Annotated in this window: 14 protein-coding genes; 4 read left to right on the forward strand and 10 right to left on the reverse strand. The window is 71.2% G+C overall.

The genetic code is table 11. The annotated features are described in order from the left end of the window. Positions 1–54: 54 nt before the first annotated feature. Positions 55–1,368 carry an MFS transporter gene (locus AB0L00_RS15035; RefSeq protein WP_364433475.1) on the reverse strand — a complete coding sequence of 438 codons (1,314 nt, stop codon included), beginning with the start codon at positions 1,366–1,368 and terminating at the stop codon, positions 55–57. A gap of 297 nt (positions 1,369–1,665) precedes the next feature. On the opposite strand from AB0L00_RS15035, the gene AB0L00_RS15040 reads away from it, so the two are divergent. From AB0L00_RS15040 to AB0L00_RS15050, 3 genes are all read left to right on the forward strand, one after another. Then, positions 1,666–2,175, forward strand: coding sequence for an SDR family NAD(P)-dependent oxidoreductase (locus AB0L00_RS15040; protein WP_364433477.1), 510 nt, complete (start codon positions 1,666–1,668; stop codon positions 2,173–2,175). Between the two features lie 584 nt (positions 2,176–2,759). Continuing rightward, a complete protein-coding gene (locus AB0L00_RS15045) occupies positions 2,760–3,935 on the forward strand; it encodes a hypothetical protein (protein ID WP_364433480.1) in 1,176 nt (391 codons plus the stop codon). Between the two features lie 64 nt (positions 3,936–3,999). Further along, complete coding sequence (locus AB0L00_RS15050; protein WP_364433482.1) at positions 4,000–5,274, forward strand: cytochrome P450; 1,275 nt, start codon at positions 4,000–4,002, stop codon at positions 5,272–5,274. Positions 5,275–5,337: 63 nt separating this feature from the next. Here the strand turns inward: AB0L00_RS15050 and AB0L00_RS15055 are convergent, their stop codons facing one another. The 4 genes from AB0L00_RS15055 to AB0L00_RS15070 all read right to left on the reverse strand — a co-directional run bounded on the left by AB0L00_RS15055 (position 5,338) and on the right by AB0L00_RS15070 (position 12,226). Then, a complete protein-coding gene (locus AB0L00_RS15055; RefSeq protein ID WP_364433485.1) occupies positions 5,338–6,840 on the reverse strand; it encodes a hypothetical protein in 1,503 nt (500 codons plus the stop codon). Between the two features lie 6 nt (positions 6,841–6,846). Next, positions 6,847–9,516: a hypothetical protein gene (locus AB0L00_RS15060; RefSeq protein WP_364433488.1), complete on the reverse strand. Its 2,670-nt coding sequence runs from the start codon at positions 9,514–9,516 to the stop codon at positions 6,847–6,849. Positions 9,517–9,657: 141 nt separating this feature from the next. After that, positions 9,658–11,283 carry an L-glutamate gamma-semialdehyde dehydrogenase gene (gene pruA / locus AB0L00_RS15065; protein ID WP_364433491.1) on the reverse strand — a complete coding sequence of 542 codons (1,626 nt, stop codon included), beginning with the start codon at positions 11,281–11,283 and terminating at the stop codon, positions 9,658–9,660. A gap of 16 nt (positions 11,284–11,299) precedes the next feature. Further along, positions 11,300–12,226 carry a proline dehydrogenase family protein gene (locus AB0L00_RS15070; protein ID WP_364433494.1) on the reverse strand — a complete coding sequence of 309 codons (927 nt, stop codon included), beginning with the start codon at positions 12,224–12,226 and terminating at the stop codon, positions 11,300–11,302. 120 nt (positions 12,227–12,346) lie between these two features. Here AB0L00_RS15070 and AB0L00_RS15075 point away from each other — a divergent pair, with 120 nt between their 5' ends. Then, positions 12,347–13,522 (forward strand): helix-turn-helix domain-containing protein, encoded by a 1,176-nt coding sequence (locus AB0L00_RS15075; RefSeq protein ID WP_364433497.1) that lies wholly within the window; start codon positions 12,347–12,349, stop codon positions 13,520–13,522. 14 nt (positions 13,523–13,536) lie between these two features. Here AB0L00_RS15075 and AB0L00_RS15080 read toward each other — a convergent pair whose 3' ends face one another. The 5 genes from AB0L00_RS15080 to AB0L00_RS15100 all read right to left on the reverse strand — a co-directional run bounded on the left by AB0L00_RS15080 (position 13,537) and on the right by AB0L00_RS15100 (position 18,568). Further along, on the reverse strand, positions 13,537–14,562 hold the full coding sequence (locus tag AB0L00_RS15080) for an ABC transporter ATP-binding protein (protein ID WP_364433499.1): 1,026 nt from the start codon (positions 14,560–14,562) through the stop codon (positions 13,537–13,539). Continuing rightward, on the reverse strand, positions 14,559–15,599 hold the full coding sequence (locus tag AB0L00_RS15085) for an ABC transporter ATP-binding protein (protein ID WP_364433501.1): 1,041 nt from the start codon (positions 15,597–15,599) through the stop codon (positions 14,559–14,561). Before AB0L00_RS15085 ends, AB0L00_RS15080 begins: the two co-directional genes overlap by 4 nt. 17 nt (positions 15,600–15,616) lie before the next feature. Beyond that, positions 15,617–16,501, reverse strand: coding sequence for an ABC transporter permease (locus AB0L00_RS15090; protein ID WP_364433504.1), 885 nt, complete (start codon positions 16,499–16,501; stop codon positions 15,617–15,619). A 64-nt stretch (positions 16,502–16,565) separates the two neighbouring features. Further along, positions 16,566–17,492 carry an ABC transporter permease gene (locus AB0L00_RS15095; protein ID WP_364433507.1) on the reverse strand — a complete coding sequence of 309 codons (927 nt, stop codon included), beginning with the start codon at positions 17,490–17,492 and terminating at the stop codon, positions 16,566–16,568. Then, a complete protein-coding gene (locus tag AB0L00_RS15100) occupies positions 17,492–18,568 on the reverse strand; it encodes a LacI family DNA-binding transcriptional regulator (RefSeq protein WP_364433510.1) in 1,077 nt (358 codons plus the stop codon). The genes AB0L00_RS15095 and AB0L00_RS15100 overlap by 1 nt, the downstream gene beginning before the upstream one ends. Between the last annotated feature and the right edge of the window lie 16 nt (positions 18,569–18,584).

Below are 18,584 nucleotides of genomic sequence, written 5' to 3' on the forward strand. Positions count from 1 at the left end.
TTGGAGCACTCGTTGAGTGTGAGCTGAGCCGGCACTGTGTGCCGACCGTGTTGTTCAGGCCCGCGTCGCCGTTCCGCGAGCGATCAGCGTTGCGGCCACCGGCGCCATGAAGGCGACGGTGCCCACCACTGAGGCCAGGGACGCGAGTCCGCCGATGATCAGGGTCGAGCGTGGCCCGAATATCTCGGCCAGCCAGCCGATCAGGGGATAGCCGATCGGGGCGCTCACGGCGATCACCAGCAGGTACAGGCCCATCACTCTGCCGCGCATCTCCTCCGGAACACTCAGCTGCGCGAGCGAGTAGGCCGTTGTGCTGAACATGATCAACGCCATGCCCAAAGGCAACTGCATGGCCACGAACGCCCAATAGTCCGGCACGAGTCCGGCCACGGTCTCGAGTGGCCCGAAGACTGCCGCTGCGGCCAGCATGACCCGCATACTCGGCTGACTCCGGCGCGCGGAGAGCAGCGAGCCGACCAGCCCACCGATGGCCATCATCGCCGAGACAAGGCCGAACGACGAGGCTCCGGCATGGAAGACCTCCCGGCTCATCAGCGCATCCGTCACCGTGAAGTTCATGCCGAACGCGGAGACGAACAGCACGATGATCATCAGCATCACCAGGTCGCGGCGCTCCTGGACGTAGCGCAAGCCCTCGCGCAGCTGGCCCTTTGCCCGTGGCACCGGATCCTTGACGTACAGCTCATCCTCACGCATGAGGTAGAGCCCGAGTTCCATGGCGCCGAACGACGCGGCATTGATGAGGAAGACCGGACCAGTGCCGACGGCGGCGATCAGTACGCCGGCGACGGCTGGGCCGAGAATTTTCGTCGTGTTGAATAACGCGCTGGTCAGGCCGATGGCGCTGGACACGTCACGGGGTCCCGCCACCTCGACCGCGAACGCCATCTGGGCCGGGCTGTCCACCGTTATGGCCAGGCCGAGGCCGAACGCCAGAGCGTACACATCCCACACGCTGGCGGAGCCGGTGACGGTGAGCAGGCCGAGCACCAGCGCGAGCGCGCCCATCACCGCCTGGGTGATCATGAGGACGCGCCGTTTGCGGTACCGGTCGGCCAGGACGCTGCCGTACAGGCTGAACAGGGCCGTCGGCAATAGCTGCAGGCCGGCCGTGATGCCGAGCGCGGCGCTGCTGCCGTGCGTCAGGTCCAGCACCAGCCAGTCCTGGGCGGTTAACTGCATCCAACTGCCGATACTGGAGACGCCCTGACCTGTCGTGAGCAGCCGGTAGTTGCGGTTCCGCAGCGAGCGGAACGGGTTCAGATCCGGCTGAGCCGCTTCAGGATCGCTGCCTGGCGGTCCCCCTCGTGCGGAGTCAGCTCCGCCCGTGCCCGAAATATCGGACATTGTTGTTCCTCTCGGTTGTGTGGTCTTCCGCGGCGCTCTTTTGAACGCCACGGACGAAGACTGTCGGCGCGACCCGGCACATGGCAGGCTCCACAGACGACAGGTCAAAGTGGCACTGGTCACAGAAGTCAGAGGGCTGGTGGCAGCCTCGCCCAGACGGTCAGCCACAGGAGTAGGCGTCCTTTTCCCGAACGTGTCCCCAGCCCGAACTGGCGCGGCTGTGCGTCTGGCACACGGACCCGAGTGGTGGGCCCACTCTGCCGCGCATGAACGAACCACAGCAGCAGCTCCCCGGCCTTGGACGACGCCGTCGACCAGCTCGTCGTCATCGAGGACCGGGACAGCCCGCAAAGGCACCGATGGGTGCGCTACGTCATGCCGGTGATGGTGGAGGTCGACCCCGACACCGACCAGGCCACCCGGGTGGTGACGCTGCCGGAGGAGATCCGCGACGACCGCGACGACATGGGCGGCTTCTGCGTCTACGACGAAAAGTTCGTCCGCCGCCACCCTGTGGGGCGAGCACAACAGCCCATCGCCGTGGTCACCGGCGCCTCAAGCGGGACGGGCGCGGCCACAGCCCGGCGACTCGCCCAGCTGGGGGCCGGCGTCGCCCTCCTGGCGCGCCGTAAGGACAAGATCACTGCGCCGGCGGCCGACATCACCGCGGCCGGCGGGACCGCGCTGGCCCTGCCGGTCGACGTCACCGACCGGGCGACCGTCCAAGATGACCGGCCTCCCCTCGGCCGAGCAGGGAGGCCGCTCTTGCCGTCACCCGCACGGCCCGGTTCCTCCGGCATCGCGTGAGCCGGCTCAAGCCCCGCAGTACCGTCTAGGCTGAAAGACGTCCTTCAACCTTGCCTGGTTAGGACACATTCGCCGCTCTCGGGCTGGTTACCCGAACACACGGGCGGCGACCGCAAGCCCTCGCCGGCCGCGCGCCGGCGAGGGCTTCGGCTTTGCCGGTGGGTCGCCTATATCGGCCATCCCACGTCCGCGAGAAAGCACACGGCGACGTGCCCTTCCCTCTGGCCGGCGTTCGCCGGGACGACCTGAGGTTCCCCGAGGGGGCCCTTCCTCCACAGACGCTGATCAACGAGGTGACGGCCGATAGTAACGCTTCCGCGATGTCCCAGATCGTCCTGCCCGCGGGTCGAGGCGCCGGGCTGTCAGCCAAGCTGGGCGAGTCGACCGTCGGCCATAATCGGAAACTTCGATCACGGGCACAAAAATCACAAGAACGACAATACGCATATTGCTGGCAAATACGACTCAATGTGGTGCTGAGCTCGTATGTGGATGCATCTCTCCTTTAGGCTCTGGTCCGCTCGCCCGGCCGTTGCGGTACTTCTTCCCGGGCGGACCGACCGTTCGATCGGAAGGATGTAGTGATGCCACCGGCTACCACACGTTCACCTCGTGGTCCGCGCGAGCGTGCGCCGCGCGCCACCTGTCGGCTGATCGGCCGGCTGTGCGCCGCCGTCATCACTACTGCCGCGGCGGTCGTCCCCGCCACCGCCGCACGGGCGGCGGTGCCTCATGTCGTCGAGTACGGTCCGTTGCCGACCGGGCCGCTGTCGGGGGCGTGTGAGGTCGAATTCGACGGCAACGGCCGGCTCTGGGTCGAGCAGTACCTGGCCGGGCAGTTCACCCGCTTCGATCCGGCCACCGGGCACTTCGCGGAGTTCCGCACGCCCATGCCGTTGTCCGTCCCGGGCGGCGAGGAGATCGGGCAGGACGACGCCATCTGGTCCACCGAGGTGACGGGCAACAGCCTGCTACGGATCGACCCCGACACCGGCGCCATGCAGGAAATACCGCTTCCCTGGGCCGGCGCCTTGAACACGTCCGGGCTGGAACTTCCCCTGCACACCGGGCTCGGCTTGGCGAACGACATCACCAAGGGTGCCGATGGCGCGATGTGGTTCACGCTCGGCGGGCTGAACTCGGTCGGCCGCATCGACATGGCGACCCACCAGATGACCAAGTACCCCTTGCCCACGGCCACCGGAGCACAACAGGCGTTGTTCGGGATCATCAAGCCAGGGCCGGGGCGCACCGTGGTGACCGACCTGCCGCTGGAGAACAAGGTCTTCTCGATCAACGTGGATACCAAGGCGGTCACCGAGTACAGAATGCCCACACCGGGATCGTTCCCGCTCGGTGTCACGACCGGTCCCGACGGCGCGATCTGGGTGACCGAGGAACTGGCCATGAAGCTGGCTCGTATCGACCCGGAGACCGGGCGGATCCAGGAGTTCCCGTTGTTCGGGCTCGGCGGCCTGCTCGGCAGCCTGTTCGACGGCGGCGGTATCGGCAACCCCCTCCCCATCCCCGGGCCGATCGTGACCGGCAGCGACGGGAGGCTGTACTTCTCACTGAACTTCGCCGGCAGCGTCGGCCTGGGCAACAAGATGGGCAGCTTCGATCCCGTGACGCACCAGGCCGAGTCCTATGCGACTCCCTCCTCGTTGTCCAGTCCCTGCGACATCAACAACGAGCAGCCCGGCTCGATCTGGTTCGCCGAGCTGACCGCCAACAAGGTGGGACGGCTTGTCTTCGACTGAAACCCGTCGAAGACGCAGCGCCAGCCGGTCAGCGGCACCGAACGGACCTTCGTGGAGGGACATGATGACCGACGCTCAGTCGCCGGCCGATGAAGCGCGCCCCGCCGGCACCCCGCCGGCGGAACACCTCGCGCACGCGGACGCCGTTCGGTTGTACGGCCCGCAGTATCAGGAGAACCCGACCGAGCTGTACCGGGAGATGCGGAGGACGCATGGTCCGGTCGTGCCGGTCCTGCTCGAAGGCGACGTGCCCGCATGGCTGGTGATCGGGTATCGGGAGCTCTACCACGTGCTGTCCAACCCGAAGCTGTTCGTGCGTGACTCCCGCCGCTGGAACGCCTGGGACCGCATCCCGCCCGACTGGCCCTTGATGGCGTTCATCGCCTACCAGCCATCGGTGCTGTTCACCGATGGGCCCGAGCACCAGCGGCATTCCGCGGCGATCAGTGCCGCCCTCGCCGCGGTCGACCAGTTCGAGCTCAGGTCGCAGTGCGAGCGGATCGCCGACGAACTGATCGACTCCTTCGCCGCCCGCGGCGAGGCGGACCTGATGGCGAGGTACGCCCACCCGATGCCGGTCCTCGTCTCGGCCGAGCTGTTCGGCCTGCCGAAGACCGAGGCACCCGACCTCGCGCGCGACGTGATGGCGGCGATGAACGGCGGTGACGGAGCCATCGAGGCCTACCAGCGGTTCGCCGCGGCGATGTTGCGGCTGCTGGCGGCCAAGCGAGAGCGGCCCGGTCCGGACATCCCCTCACGCCTGCTGGACCACCCCGCGGGGCTCACCGACGAAGAACTCACCCACGACCTCATCATCACCATGACCGCCGGCCAGGACGCCATGGCCAACTGGATCGGCAACACCCTGCGGCTCATGCTCACCGACGACCGGTTCGCAGTGACCCTGTCCGGTGGGCGCCGCAGCGCCGGTCAGGCACTGAACGAGGTGCTCTGGGAGGACACCCCTGGGCAGAACAGCCTGGGCAGATGGGCGACCCAGGACACGCACCTGGGCGGCCGGCTCATCAAGGCCGGTGACGGCATCGTCCTCGGCCTGGCAGGCGCGAACGCCGACCCGCAGGTGCGGCCGGAGTCCTCCGCCGGTGCGCTCGGAAACCACGCCCACATGGCCTTCGCCCATGGTGAACACGGATGCCCGCACCCGGCACCGGAGATCGCCGAGATCATCGCCCAAACGGCCGTCGAAGTGCTCCTGGACCGGCTCCCCGACGTCAGGCTCACCGTCTCCCCCGACGAACTTCGCTGGCGGCCGTCCATGCAGATGCGCGGCCTGACCGCCCTACCCGTCACGTTCACCCCGGCGCACGTCACCAGGTGATCGACCCGCAGATCGCCTGCCTCTCACACTCCCGCCGACGGAGATGCGACGTTCGACCGGCGTTCACGATGACGCGGGGCCGAGGCGCAGCGTCGCGCGGCTGAAGGTCGTGAGGATCCGCTGGTGGGTCTGGCGGGGAAGAGACCGGTTTCCGGGCTCGCCCAGAGGCGTACCCGGCCGGGCCGGAGCCTCGCCCAGCAGGTCGTCCAGGCCGGCCCGGGACACCATCAGGAGTCCGTGGGTGGCCCGGGTGCAGGTGACGGCGAGCCGGCCGAACGCCGAGTTGAACTCGTCCAGCCGGTCGGCGCCGGACAGCGGGTGGACGGCGACGGTGATGGCGTTGGTCTGCCCCTGCCAGGAGTCCACCGTCGACGCGAGCAGCACGCCCTCCGGCAGACCGTACTTGTCGGTGAGGCGTTCGACCATCGCGGTCGCGTCGTCCACGGCCTGGTTGCGCGTGGCGAGGACGACGATCAGAGGGTCCCCGGACGGCGCGCCGGAGGTGATCCGCTCCTCGTTCAGGGGCCTGCCGACGCCGTCGTACCGTCGACGCGTGATCGCGAACCCGCCCTCCAGGAAGGGCATGAGCACCTGCTCGACCACCCCGAGCAGGTCCGGGTCGATGTCCGGCGCCTCGGGATCCGGCAGGCCCTCGACCTCGAGCAGGGTCGGCGTCCCGGTGGCGACGGACTCCCAGACCGCGGCGGCGGGTCCGGTCATGGCCGGCGGTTCGACGGTCCGGTCGCCCGGGGCCGCCACGCAGTCCAGCCGGTCCCAGTCACCGTAGAAGGCGCGCCAGAGGGGAAGCTGCGCGGCCGTCGGGCGCCATACCGCGGGGAGGTCCACGGCGAAGGTCTTCTCGTCGTTCTCGTACGCGGTCGGCCAGGCCCGGTAGGGGTTGTAACCGGGGTCGCCGCGCCAGGGGTTCTGGCCGGGGTCGATCGGCGGCAGCTGGCCGACGTCGCCGACCCCGACGGACAGCGGAGCGAGTCCTTGCACGGTCGCGTAGCGGTGGAGGGGGAGCTGCCAGGCCTCGTCGACGAACAGCACGTCGAACGGCAGCGTGGCGTTGACGCCGGGACCGAGGCGGTCGAGCAACCGCTGGGGCTCCCCCCACGCTCCCATCTTGTGGGAGGTTCCGAGGACCACGTCGCACGTGTCGGGGACACCGCCGGCGGAGGTCGCGACGGAGACCCGGTCCAGCACGTCCTGCGGCACCTCGGGCAGCCTGTCCTTGGCCACGAACAGGCAGACCCGGGAGGCGCCCAGCTCTCTGCCCAGTTCGCCGGCGAGCGGGAACACCTGCTTGTTCGCGAACGCGGTGACGCCCACCCTGGCGCAGTTCTCATGGGCGAGGGCTTCGCGGACCATACGGACGAGCGCGTAGGACTTCCCGGCGCCGGCGGCGGCGCGCAGCAGGATCCTGTCGTAGTCGGCGGTGCCCTCGAGGGCCGACAGCAGCGCGGAGATGGCTCGCTGCGCGGCCTCGATGTTGCCCTCGGCCGCGGACTCGTGGTGGAGCGCGTCCTCAGGCGGTACGGCGGGGGCCGAGAAGGTGATCGTCATTCCCGTTCAGTCCAGGTCGTCGATGGTCAGCTCGTCGGGGACGGGCATGGGCACCACGAGGAGCGGTACTTCCTCAGGCGGTCTGACGTCGAACCGTTCTTCGTCGACCAGCGGCGGCCAGACCTCCGGGTTGAGCTCACCGAGGGATCGGCGCTCCGCGAGCGTGTCCGCCCATTCCGCCTCGGCGACCGTGTGCGGCCGGCAGCACCATTGGTGCTCTTCCGGGTCCTCGGCGTAGGCCTCCGGGGTGCAGGTGACCTTCGGAGCGGACCGGTCGTCCGGGGACGGCCGCTTCACCGCGAGCTCATGGCCTGACTTGAACCGCGTGAACCAGGTGGCGTCCGCCAGGACCAGGGTGTCGCCGACCATCAGGTCGGGGACGACCTCGGGGTCCCAGAGGAGTCCCTCGACGCCGTCGAGACGCCTGAGCGCCCCGATCGGCAACCCGCCGAGCTTGAAAGACCCTCGCTGAATCTTGAAGGTCGTGGCCGGCTGCTCGACGACGGCACGGTCGCCCACGTGCAGGGCGACGACCTCCGACCCGTCGCCCAGACGCCGGGACTGCACGTTGAGCCGGATGGGGTCGAGGCCGATCACGGTCGCCAGGGCCAGTTCGCGGATCCCGGCGTCGGCCGCCCTGTCGCGTGCGACCGAGGTGTCGACCAGACAGGTGAGCTGGTCGAAGCACTTGCGATCGGCGTCCAGCAGGTCGACATGGGCGTTGCGCCAGTGCGAGTACATCCGGGAGAAGCGGACGAGGTCGGAGGCCTGCAGTGCGACACGGCGGCCCCAGACCTCCTGCGCGTCGGCCTCCAGGACGCGGTGCACCTCACGCAGCCGGGAGACCCCCACTCCCCCGAGCACGCGCTGCGCCCTCTCGAGCACCTGGACGCGGTAGTCCAGAGCCGCGCCGACGAGCGCCTTGTACGCCTCCGGGTCCTCCTCGCGCCGCGCCTTGTCGATCGCGTCGGACGCGACGTTGGACAGCCGGGCGCCGGGGGTCTCCGGTTGCTGCGCGATGACGTCGGAGACCTCGCGGTGGTCCAGCGGGTCGGTGGCCTCCGCCCAGGTGAGGAGGTAGTCCAGGCGGCCGGCGTCGACGGCCGGGCCACCGGGCGTCACGTGGGTGGCGAGCACGGCCCGTACGTCGACGATGGGCGTGCGCAGGCTCATGGCGCGGGCCCGGTCCTCCTCCAGGAGGAAGCTGACCGCGAGCCGCTCGTCGTCGTGCAGCGGCTCCGGCAGTGTGGCCGGCTCCCCGTCGAAGGTGAGGGCCGGGCGGCCGCTGTCCAGGTCGTGCTGCCAACGGAGGCGGCTGAGTTCGACCCCGGCCAGGGAGTCCGCGGCGGTGGCCAGCAGGTCGGCGGTGGACCGGTCCGGGACGACCAGGTGAACCGGTCCGACCCCCGCCTCCCGGAGCTCGCGGACGGCCGCGCCGAGGATCCGCATCACGGCCCGGCGGGTGAACGGGGACTGCGGGTCGGGGAACACCCGCCGCGCCCAGGCGGCCGGTCCGTCGGCCCCTACCTTCCGCACGGCCACACCGTGCACTCCCAGAGCCGACGCGTCCGACTTCACGAGGACGAGGTCGACGGTGCCCGGCAGGCCGCACGGGTCGACGCGCAGCCGCCCGGTCCAGGACGGCAGGCCCGTGACGGTGGCGCGCACCTGGTCGACGATGCTTCGCGGCGCGGGCCCGTCGGTGCTCTCACCGGTCACGAGCCCCGCCACGGCGGGACGCCGGAGACGGTCGACCCCGATCTCGGCGAGGACGGCGCGCGGGTCGTCGGACTCGCGCAGCTCCGACCGGCAGTACGAGAAGAGGTTGCAGGTCACGCAGCCGCGCGGATCGAAGTCCGCGGTCAGCCCGGCGACGTACGGGACGAGTTCCGCTTCCGCCGGGAACCCGGTGCCGAGCTCGGCCTTGGCCTTCAGCCGCTCATCGGCCCTCGTGCGGACCTCGATCCGGTGGTCGTCCAGCAGCTCCACGACGACCTCGGGCTGCAAGAAGGCGTTGCGCGGTACGGCCAGCGCACCGTGGCGGTGCACGCGCATGCCGGTCGGCAGCCCGCTCCAGGCGGCGGCGGACTCGGCACCCAGCGCGACCTGCAGGAAGCCCTTGAGCATCCGGCCGTCGTCGATGCGCGAGCGGACCCGTTCGTAGTCCTTGGCGTCGCCCATGATCAGCCAGGAGCCGACCGTACGGCCGTCCTCCTCCCGGGGGCAGACGATCGCGAAGTCCGGTTGGACGGGGGTCGCGTCGGGGACGGACTCGAGGTCGAGGTACGGGACGGCGAGCGCGGTCAGCATGGTCGCCGCACCGGAGGACTCCGCCTCGCGGTGGGACCGGGCGAGTTCGTCGGCCGTGTCGGCGAGGTCGCCGTGGCAGTCGCGCCGGCGGACGGCCTCGGGGCGGGCGAGGCCGAGCCGTCCGACCGCCTGGGTGAGCAGTGCGGAGACGAAGAGTTCGGAGTGCACGAGGCTTTCGAAGGTCATCGCCCGCGTCCAGCGTGCCTCGGGGATCCCGGCGCCGGTGTCGGGGTGGCCGATGCGCGTGGCCAGCGCCTTGCGGGTCCTGCGGGTGATGAACGGATCGGTCAGCCGGAACCGCTCGCACCCGGCGTGCGCCGACGCGGCGACGGCACTCGTTCCGCCTCCGGACTGCAGTCCCCCCATGCCACACCCTTCACTCCTCGCCCGCTTCGCTACGTGACTGTAGACCCGAAAGCGAGGTCGTCGTGGCATCGCCGTACGGTCCAGGGCGGCCGGCACCGGCCCCGCACGCCGTTGTGCGGGGCCGGTGGCTCATGGGGCGGGTCAGCCCATGTGCGGGTAGCGGTGGCCGGCCGGCGGGACGAAGGTCTCCTTGATGGTCCGGGTGGACGTCCAGCGCAGCAGGTTCTGGGCGGAGCCGGCCTTGTCGTTCGTGCCCGAGGCGCGTCCGCCGCCGAAGGGCTGCTGGCCGACGACCGCGCCGGTGGGCTTGTCGTTGATGTAGAAGTTGCCGGCGGCGAACCGCAGCACCTCGGTGGCGCGGGCGATGGCGACCCGGTCCCGGGCGAAGACCGCCCCGGTCAGCGCGTAGGGGCTGACCGACTCCAGCTGGGCGAGCATCGGCTCGTAGTCGGCGTCGTCGTAGACGTGGACGGCGAGGATGGGGCCGAAGAACTCGGTGCGGAACACCTCGTGGCCCGGGTCGTCGCAGACCAGGACGGTCGGGCGGACGAAGTAGCCCACCTCGTCGTCACAGGTCCCGCCCGCCAGGACGTCGATGGACGGGTCCTTGGCGGCGCGCTCCAGGACGTCCTCGAGCCGGCCGTAGGACCGAGCGTCGATCACCGCGCCGCCGAAGTTGCGAAGGTCGCGTACATCCCCCATGGTCAGCGCCTCGGTCTCGGCGACCAGTTCGTCCCTGATCTGCCCCCACAGGGAGCGCGGCACGTAGGCGCGGGAGGCGGCCGAGCACTTCTGCCCCTGGTATTCGAACGCGCCGCGGATCAGCGCCGTGACCAGCGTCGCCGGGTCCGCGGAGGAATGCGCGACGACGAAGTCCTTGCCGCCGGTCTCGCCGACCAGGCGCGGGTAGGAGCGATAGCCGGTGAGGTGTTCCCCGACGGTGCGCCACAGGTGCTGGAAGGTCGCGGTCGAGCCGGTGAAGTGGACGCCCGCCAGGTCGGGGTCGGTCAGCACGACGTCGGAGACGGCGCGGCCGTCCCCGGTGACCATGTTGATCACGCCGGGCGGCAGTCCGGCCTCCTCCAGCAGCCGCAGGGTGAAGTGCGCGGCGAACTGCTGGGTGGGTGAGGGCTTCCAGATCACCGTGTTGCCCATGAGGGCGGGCGCGGTCGGCAGGTTCGCGGCGATCGCGGTGAAGTTGAACGGGGTGACCGCGTAGACGAAGCCCTCCAGGGGCCGGTGGTCGGCGCGGTTCCAGACGCCGGGCGACGAGACGGGCTGTTCGGCCAGGATCTCGCGGGCGAAGTGCACGTTGAACCGCCAGAAGTCGGCCAGCTCGCAGGGCGCGTCGATCTCGGCCTGCTGGGCGGTCTTGGACTGGCCCAGCATCGTGGCGGCGGCGATCCTCTCCCGCCAGGGCCCCGACAGCAGGTCGGCGGCGCGCAGCAGGATCGCCGCCCGGTCGTCGAAGTCGAGGGCCCGCCAGCCGGGGGCGGCCCGGCGGGCGGCGTCCAGGGCGGCCCGCGCGTCGGCGTGGTCGGCGTTGGCGGTGGTGCCCAGCACCTCACGGTGGCTGTGCGGCTGGACGACCGGGATCCGCTCGCCGCCGCCCATCCGCTCCTTGCCGTCGATCGTGCAGGTCAGCTCGGCATCGCCGCCTGACAGCGCGGCCAGCTCGGACTCCAGCCGGGCGCGCTCGGGGCTGCCGGGCCGGTAGTCGTGCACCGGCTCGTTGACCGGCGCGGGCACGCGGGTGATGGCGTCCATGGGAACCTCCTGGGGGTCAGTGGCGGGTGGTGAACGAGCGCAGGAAGAAGGCGAGGTTCGCCGGCCGCTCGGCCAGGCGGCGCATGAAGTAGCCGTACCAGTCGGCGCCGTAGGGCACGTAGGCGCGGATCCGCCGCCCCTCGGCGGCCAGCCGGCGCTGCTCGGCGTCGCGGATGCCGTAGAGCATCTGGAACTCGTACGTGTCGGGCGAGCGGCCGTACCTCTCGGCGAGCCGGAGGGCCAGCTCGATCATCCGGGGGTCGTGCGAGCCGATCATGGGGTAGCCGTCTCCGGCCATCAGGATCCGCAGGCAGCGCGCGTAGGCCAGGTCCACGTCCCGCTTGCTCTGGTAGGCCACGGAGGCGGGCTCCTTGTAGGCGCCCTTGACCAGGCGCACCCGCGACCCTTCGACGGCCAGTGCCCGTGCGTCGTCCTCGGTGCGCGACAGGTACGCCTGCAGGACGGCGCCCGTCCGCGGGAAGTCGCGGCGCAGCTCGGCGAGGATCGCCAAGGTGGAGTCGACGGTGGTGTGGTCCTCCATGTCGAGCGTGACGGTGGTGCCGATCGCCGCGGCCGCCTCGCAGACCCGGCGCGCGCCCGCCAGGGCCAGGTCGTGGCCGCCGGGCAGGCCCTGGCCGAACGCCGACAGCTTCACCGAGACCTCGGCGCGCCCGCCCAGCCCCTTGCCGCCGAGCGCGTCCAGCAGCGCGAGGTAGGCGTCGCGGTTGCGACGGGCCTGGGCGGCGTCGGTGATGTCCTCGCCCAGGTGGTCGAGGGTGACCTCGATGCCGTCGGCGGTCAGCGCGTCGACGACCTCCAGCGCCTCGGGCAGCCCGTTCCCGGCGATGAAACGGTCGACGACGGGCCGGGTCACGGGGGCTCGACTGACGATCCGATGGATCCGGTCACTGCGCGAGGCGGCGAGCAATACAGGGCCCAGCACTGGCAACCTCCCAGGTCAAAGCGGGGATCATCGATGCTCTCGAAGGTACGAGCCGGGCGGTGCGGCCGCCATCGACAGCGGTCACGACCCTGGCCACCACGCCTTGTACATTTGTATGAAATGAGCGACTACCAGAGCCTGGTCGACGAGGTGTCGGCGCTCCTTCAGGCACCGGTGACGCTGGAGGACCGCGAGTTCACCCTCATCGCCTTCAGCTCCCACGACGACGACCTCGACCCGGTGCGCACCCGCTCGATCCTGCGCCGCCGCTCCTCCCCGGCGGTCCGTGCCTGGTTCGAGGGCTTCGGGATCGCCCGCGCGACCGGCCCGACCCGTACTCCCGCCGACCCCGCGGCCGGGATCCGCGCGCGGCTGTGCCTGCCCGCCCGGCACGAGGGCGCCGTCTACGGCTACCTGTGGCTCCTGGACGACGGCGCCGTCGACCCCGCCGATCCCCGCATGACCCGGGTGATGACCCTGGCGACCCGGGCCGGACGGCTGCTGGCCGCCGACATCTGGCAGGCGGAGGCCGCGCCGCGGGCCTTCGCGCGGCTGCTGTCGGGCTCGGCCGCGGACCGCGCCGAGGCCGCCCGGACCCTCGGCGCGCTGCGGCATCCGGTGTCGGCCTCCGCGTCCGTCACCGTGGTCTGGGTGAGCCCCGCCCCGCAAGCCACCCCGATCCGGCTCCCGGGCGGCGTGCTGACCCGGCGGAGCCCGGGTGGCCTGGCGCTTCTCGTGCCGCTGCCGGACCCCGCCGAGACCGCCCCCGCCCGGACGATCGCCGCCGGACTCCTCGATTCGATCGCCGGCTCCGACCGGACGCTCGCGGGCGTGGGCGGCGCCAGGACGGACCTGCCCGACGCCCGGCACTCATGGCGGGAGGCCCGGCTGGCGGTACGGGCGACGCGCGCCGAACCCCGGTTGGGCCCCGTGGCCTGCTGGGACGGTTTGGGTGCCTACCGGCTGATCGCCGCGCCCCCGATGGCGACACCGACGGCGCCGCCCGCCGACCCGGCCCTGCTCCCCCTCCTGGAGCCCGCGCGCGCCGACCTGCTGCGCACCGCCGAGACCTACCTGGACCACGCCGGTCATGCCCAGCGCACCGCCGAGGCCCTCTCCGTACACCGGCAGACCCTGTACTACCGGCTGTCCAGGATCAAGACGCTGACCGGCCTCGACCTGGACTCCGGAGCGGACCGTCTCCTGCTGCACCTGGCCATCAAGACCTTCCGGCTGGCCACCGCGCCCGAAGACCCTGCCAACGCCGGAGAACCCGGCCCGGCGGCCGTGGACTGAGAGGGCCTACGGCTTCACGAGGCGGCTCCGGAGCCCTCGCCGGCGAAATGGCACGCCGCCGCGTGGTCGCCGTCGTCGTGGACCCGCAACTCGGGCACGTCGGTGGCGCAGACGTCGGCCGCGATCGGGCACCGGGTCCGGAACCGGCACCCCGACGGCGGCGCCGTCGGCGACGGGACCTCGCCGATCAGGGCGGGCTCGCCCGTGTCACCCGGGCGGTCGTGGATCGACGGCGCCGCCGACAGCAACGCCCGGGTGTAGGGGTGCCGCGGGTTCTCGAAGACCTGCGCGGCCGTACCGTGCTCGACGATGGTGCCGAGGTACATCACCGCCACCTCGTCCGCGATGTGGCGGACGACGTCGAGGTCGTGGGAGATGAACAGGTAGGCGATCCCCAGCTCCTCCTGGAGCTCCATGAGCAGGTTGAGGATCTGCGCGCGCACCGACACGTCGAGGGCGGAGACGGCCTCGTCGCACACGATCAGCTTCGGCCGCAGGGCCAGTGCCCGCGCGATGCTCACCCGCTGACACTGCCCTCCCGACAACTCGTGCAACCGGCGTCCGGCATAGGAGGAGTCCAGTTCGACGAGTGCGAGCAGGCGGTCGATCTCGGCGGCGTGCTCGCGGGCGGCCAGCACACCCCGGTGCACGCGCCAGCCCTCGGCGATGACGTCGGCGACGCGCATCCGCGGGTTCAGGGAGGTGTACGGGTCCTGGAAGACCATCTGCAGGTCACGGGCGATCCGGTGCCGCTTACGTCGCCCGGCCGCGGACAGGTCGACGTCCTCGAAGGAGATCGTCCCGCCGAACGGGTCCAGCAGCCCCACGATCGATCGGGCCAGCGTCGACTTGCCGCATCCGGACTCCCCCACGACGCAGACGGTCTGACCCGCCCGGACCGTCAGGTCGACGCCGGCGACCGCGTCGACGCGACGCCGGCCGAACCCGGAGCGGCCTCTCGTGGCATATCCGGCGCGCAGCCCGCGGATTCGCAGGAGGGCGGTCTCGGCCTCGGGCAGGCTCGCCTGCACGGTGTTCATGATTGCGCCCCCAGGACTCGGGCGGTGTGGTGACATTCGGCGGTGTGGCCGGTGGAGGTCGCCGGGCCGGTCCCGGCGACGGGCACCGGCTCGGGGTCGTCGGTCCGGCACACCTCGGTGGCGAAGCGACAGCGTGGCGCGAAGGCGCAGCCGGCCCGTACGGTGCCGGGGACGGGAGGCTGCCCGCCGATGGGCATGAGCCGGCCGGGCCGGCCGGGGTCCGGCATGGCGTCGAGCAGCCCGCGCGTGTACGGGTGCGCCGGATGGGTGTAGACCTCGTCGAGGGGCCCGGCCTCGACGATCCGGCCGGCGTACATCACCGCCACGTGCTGCGCGACGCTGGCGACCACCCCCAGGTCGTGCGAGACGAGCAGCATCGCCATCCGCGCCTCCGCCTGCCGGGTCGTGAGCAGCCGCAGGATCTGCGCCTGCACCGTGACGTCGAGGGCCGTCGTGGGCTCGTCCGCCAGCAGGATCTCGGGCTCCAGGGCCAGCGCCATGGCGATCACCGCGCGCTGGCGCATCCCGCCGGAGAACTCGTGCGGGTAGGCGTCGTACTTGTGCTCGGCGTCGGGGATGCCGACGGTCCGCATGAGCGCGACCGCATGGTCCCGGGCGGTCCGGCGGGAGGCGCCCCGGTGGCGCCGGAACGTCTCGGCCACCTGCCACCCGACCGTGAAGGACGGGTTCAGGGCGGCCATCGGGTCCTGGAAGACCATCGCGATCTTCGGGCCCCGGAGCCGCCTCCACTGCGCGTCGGTGAACCCGGCCGTGTCCTGGCCGTCGATCTCGACCGACCCGGCGCTGACGCGCGCGCCCTTGGGCAGCAGGCCCATGAGGGCGAGGGTCGTCATGGACTTGCCGCTGCCGGACTCCCCGACCAGAGCGGTGACCCGTCCCGGCACGAGGTCGAGTTCGACGCCCCGGATGACCGGGCGTTCCCTCCCGTGGGCGCCGAAGCCGATGTGGACGTCGCGCAGCCGCGCGACCGGGGGCGCGTCGGTGGCCCCGGCGACCTCGTCGATGGTGGAAGGCATCGGGTCGCTCCTCTCGTTCAGATCTGGGACCGGGGGTCGGACAGATCACGGAAGCCGTCGCCGACCACGCCGACCGCGGTGACGACGAGTGCGAGGGCGGCGGCCGGCACCGTGGAGATCCACCACGCCGACCCCAGGTAGTCGCGCCCGAGCGAGACCGTCGCGCCCCAGGAGGCCGTGTCGACCGGCACCCCGAGGCCGAGGAAGCTCAGCGACGCCTCGGCGACCATCACCAGGCCGACCTGGACCGTCGCCGCGACGAGCAGCGGCTGCCAGCAGGACGGCAGCACGTGCCGGACGAGGATGCGGAGATGCCCGCAGCCCAGTACCCGCGCGGAGTCGACGAACTCGAGCCGCCGCGTCGACATGGCCGACGCGCGAACGACGCGGGCGAAGATGACCCAGCGGGTGATCGCGAGCGTGATGACGATGTTCGTGATGCTCGGGCCGAGGACGCCGGCGAGCAGGATCGCCAGGAGGATCGAGGGGAAGGCGAGCTGCACGTCACCGATGCGCGACAGGATCGTGTCCAACGGCCCGCCGAAGTACCCCGAGATCAGCCCGACGACGAGACCGACGGCTCCCCCCACGATGACCGTGGCACCGGCGACGAGGAGCGTGATGCGGGCCCCGGCGAGCAGGTTGGCGAGCAGGTCGCGACCCACCTGGTCGGTGCCCAGCCAGGCGATCCCGCCCTCGTGGGTATGCGAGCCGGGGGCGAGGAGCCGGTTCGGCAGATCCGTCGCGACCGGGTCGTACGGCCGCAGGAGCGGGCCCACGAGCGCGGCGAGGACGAACACCGCCAGCACCGCGATGCCGACCCAGACCCGCGCCGGGACGCGGCGCCGGGCGGTGCGCGATTCCGCGGCCACTCCACCGGCCGGGATACTCATACTGGTCATGCGTCCTCCTTCGTCGGAAGAGTGACCAGAGGCACTGTGCTATCGATTCGCTCGCTGCGCTCGCTCATGTGGTCTCCGGGGTGAGGCGCGGGTCGAGGGCGAAGTAGACGACGTCCACCAGCAGGTTCAGGACGATGTAGGACAGCGTCATCGTGAGGACCGCGGCCTCGACGACGGCGTAGTCGCGATTCGTGATCGCGTCGACCATCAGCGACCCGATGCCCGGCCAGGAGAAGACGACCTCGATGATGACCGCGTTGGCGATGAAGTTGCCCATCAGGAGGCCGAGCACGGTGACGACCGGGACCGCGATGTTCCGGCCCACGTGCACGTACTGGACCAATCCCTCCGATACGCCCTTGGCGCGGGCCGTACGCACGTAGTCCTTGGCGCCCTCTTCCAGCGCGCCGTTGCGGACCAGGCGGGCGAGCCAGCCGATGAACGGCAGCGCGAGGGTGAACGCCGGGAGCAGGACCCCGGCGAACGACCCGTCCGCGGTCGCGGGCAGCCATCCGAGTTCGCGGGCGAACAGCAGGATCAGGACGATGCCGAGCCAGAACGACGGGACGGCCTGCCCGACCAGCGACCCGGTGGACACCAGAAGGTCGAGCACCTTTCCGGGCCGGCGCGCGCACAGCATGCCGAGCGGGAAGCCGATCAGCACGGTCAGCACGAGCGCGACCAGGGACAGGGTGAGGGTCGCGGGGAAGCGTGCCAGGGTGTCGCCGAGCGCGGACCCGCCGAGCCGCCAGGAGTCGCCGAGGTCGCCGTGCAGGACTCCGCCGAGGTGCTCCAGGTACTGCTGCCCCAGCGAATGGTCGAGGCCGAAGTCCGCCCGCACGTTCTTGACCTGGTCGGCCGAGGCGTCGGGCCCGAGGATGAGCTTCGCGGGGTCGCCGGGCACGACCCGGACGATGATGAAGACCAGCGTCAGCGCGCCCCAGGCGACCACCACGGCCTGGGCGAGACGCTTGGCCACGAACACTCCCATCAGTGCTCACCTCCGTCGGACCGGGGCACGGACGCGCGCACGACGAGCTCGGGAGGCAGCAGCGTGTGCGCCGGGGCGGCCTCGCCGCCCTCTGCCTGCCCGGCGATCTCGACTCGTTCGAGCAGCCGGTCGACGCCGGCCCGCCCCACCTCGGCGGCGGGCAGCCGGACCGAGGTCAGCGGCGGGTCGAGGTACGCCGAGAAGGGATGGTCGCCGTGGCCGACGACGCCCACGTCGACGCCGACCCGCAGACCGTGCTCGGTGAACGCGCGGTACAGACCCAGGGCGTGATAGTCGTTGCCCGCCAGCACGACGGCGCCGGGACCGGCCCTCCGGGCGAGGGCGGCGCCGATCTCGTACGCGGGGCCGGGATCGAACGGGACCGAGACGCCGCCCCCTCCGGGTGAGTCGACGCGTACGACCGCGTCGTCGGGAGCGCTGAGACCGTGGGCCGCGAGCGTGTCGTGGAATCCCCGGATGCGTTCCGAGACCGGTGAGATGTCGAGGTTCTCCTCGGCGAGGTACAGCTCGGTGGCGCCGGTGCTCAGCACGTGCTCGGTCGCCGCGCGGGCACCCGCGTAGTAGTCCACGCCGACGAGGTCGACGTCGAGGCCTGGCAGATGACGGTTGAGCAGGACGAGGGGGATACCGGACTTGCGGAGCCCCTCCCAGTGCTCGGCACCGTGCTGGACCGGGATGGCCAGCACCCCGTCGACGCCCCAGCGCATCAGCTCCTCGGCGGCGCGGCGCTCGTTGTCGATCGAGTCCTCGGTGACCATCAGCATGAGCGAGTAGCCGCGGGTGCGGCCGCGTTCCTCGATCGCGGAGATCAGGCGGGCGTAGAACGGGTTGGACGGGTTCGTGATGACCAGCCCGAGGGTCATCGCGTTCTGCAGGACCAGAGATCGGGCCATCGTGTTGGGCACATAGCCGAGTCGCTCGGCCTCGGCCTTGACGCGTCGCCGTGTCTCCACGCTGACCGCGTCCTTGTCGGCGAGCGCCCGGGAGACGGTGTTGACGGACAGGTCGAGCGCCGTGGCGATGTCGCGCAGCGTCGTACGGCGTCGTGGGCTCATCGGATCCTCCGGCACG

Origin of the sequence: Actinoallomurus sp. NPDC052308, from assembly GCF_040679195.1 — a bacterium.
Taxonomy (GTDB): domain Bacteria; phylum Actinomycetota; class Actinomycetes; order Streptosporangiales; family Streptosporangiaceae; genus Actinoallomurus; species Actinoallomurus liliacearum.